Origin of the sequence: Nocardia aurea, from assembly GCF_003123685.1 — a bacterium.
GTDB classification, from domain to species: domain Bacteria; phylum Actinomycetota; class Actinomycetes; order Mycobacteriales; family Mycobacteriaceae; genus Nocardia; species Nocardia aurea.
The window spans coordinates 1-1,781 of sequence record NZ_QCYJ01000024.1 but is presented as its reverse complement, the minus strand read 5'-3'; the positions used below and the strand labels follow the sequence as shown (position 1 = coordinate 1,781).

The 1,781-nt window shown below is 65.6% G+C and carries 1 protein-coding gene; it reads right to left on the bottom strand.

Going from position 1 to position 1,781, the window contains the following annotated elements; genetic code table 11:
- A partial coding sequence (gene acs, locus DAT37_RS10385; protein WP_109524550.1) for an acetate--CoA ligase occupies positions 1-1,781 on the bottom strand: 1,781 nt, incomplete at both ends.

The following is a 1,781-nucleotide window of genomic DNA, read 5'->3' as shown; positions in this document are numbered from 1 at the left end:
CGTCCTTCGGCGATGTCGCGCAGGAGTCGGCGCATGATTTTGCCGCTGCGGGTTTTGGGGAGTTCGGGGACGATGTGGATGTCGCGGGGTCGGGCGATGGGGCTGATCTGTTTGGAGACTTGGGTTTTGAGTTCGGTGATCAGTGCTTGGCCGGTGTCGGTGGTGTCGGTGGTGAGGATGACGAAGGCGACGATGCCTTGGCCGGTGGTGGGGTCGGTGGCGCCGACGACGGCGGCTTCGGCGACGCCGGAGTGTCCGACGAGGGCGGATTCGACTTCGGCGGTGGAGATGCGGTGTCCGGAGATGTTCATGACGTCGTCGACGCGGCCGAGGATCCAGAGGTCGCCGTCGGTGTCGAGTTTGGCGCCGTCGCCGGCGAAGTACCAGCCGTGGGTGGTGTAGCGGGCCCAGTAGGTTTCGCGGTAGCGGTCCATGTCGCCCCAGATGCCGCGGAGCATGGAGGGCCAGGGTTGGTCCAGGACGAGGTAGCCGTTGGCTTCGGTTTCGCCGTGTCGGACCGGTGTGCCTTCTTCGTCGACGACTTGGGCGGAGATGCCGGGCAGCGGGGTCATGGCGGCGCCGGGTTTGGTGGTGGTGATCCCGGGCAGGGGGGAGATCATGATGGCGCCGGTTTCGGTCTGCCACCAGGTGTCCACGATGGGGGCGGTGCCGGCGCCGAGGACGTCGCGGTACCAGCGCCAGGCTTCGGGGTTGATGGGTTCGCCGACCGAGCCGAGCAGACGCAGGCTGGTCAGGTTGTGGGTGTCGGGGATCTGGCGTCCCCATTTCATGAAGGTGCGGATGAGGGTGGGGGCGGTGTAGTAGAGGGTGACGCCGTATTTTTCGATGATCTGGAAGTGGCGGTGTTGGTCGGGGAAGTTGGGGGTGCCTTCGTAGACGACTTGTGTGACGCGGTTGGACAGGGGTCCGTAGACGATGTAGGAGTGTCCGGTGATCCAGCCGATGTCGGCGGTGCACCAGTAGATGTCGGTGTCGGGTTTGTGGTCGAAGACGGTGTGGTGGGTGTAGCTGGTTTGGGTGAGGTAGCCGCCGCTGGTGTGGAGGATGCCTTTGGGTTTTCCGGTGGTGCCGGAGGTGTAGAGGATGAACAGGGGGTGTTCGGCGTCGAAGGGTTGGGCTTCGTGGTGGGGGGAGGCGTGGGTTATGGTGTCGTGCCACCACTGGTCGCGGCCTGGGGTCCAGGGGACCTCGATGCCGGTGCGGGCGACGACGAGGACGTGTTCGACGGTGTGGGGTTCACCGCCGTTGTCGTGGTCGGTGGTGAGTGCTTGGTCGACGGCGGTTTTGAGGGGGGCGGGGGTGCCGCGTCGCCATTGTCCGTCGGTGGTGATGACCAGTCGGGCCTGCGCGTCGTCGATGCGTTGGCGTAGTGCGGTGGGGGAGAAGCCGGCGAAGACGACGGAGTGGGGTAGGCCGAGGCGGGCGCAGGCGAGGATGGCGATGATGGCTTCGGGGATCATCGGCATGTAGATCGCGACGCGGTCGCCGGTGACCAGTCCGAGTTCGGTGAGGTAGTTCGCGGCGCGGGAGACTTCGGTGAGTAGTTCGGTGTAGGTGATGGCGCGGGTGTCGCCGGGTTCGCCTTCGAAGTGGATGGCGACCTGGTCGCCGTGTCCGTCGAGGACGTGGCGGTCGAGGCAGTTGTAGGCGACGTTGAGTTTTCCGTCGTGGAACCATCGGGCGATCGGTGGGTTGGTCCAGTCCAGGGTGTGGGTGAAGGGTTGGTGCCAGTGCAGGCGGTTGGCTTGCTCGGCCCAGAA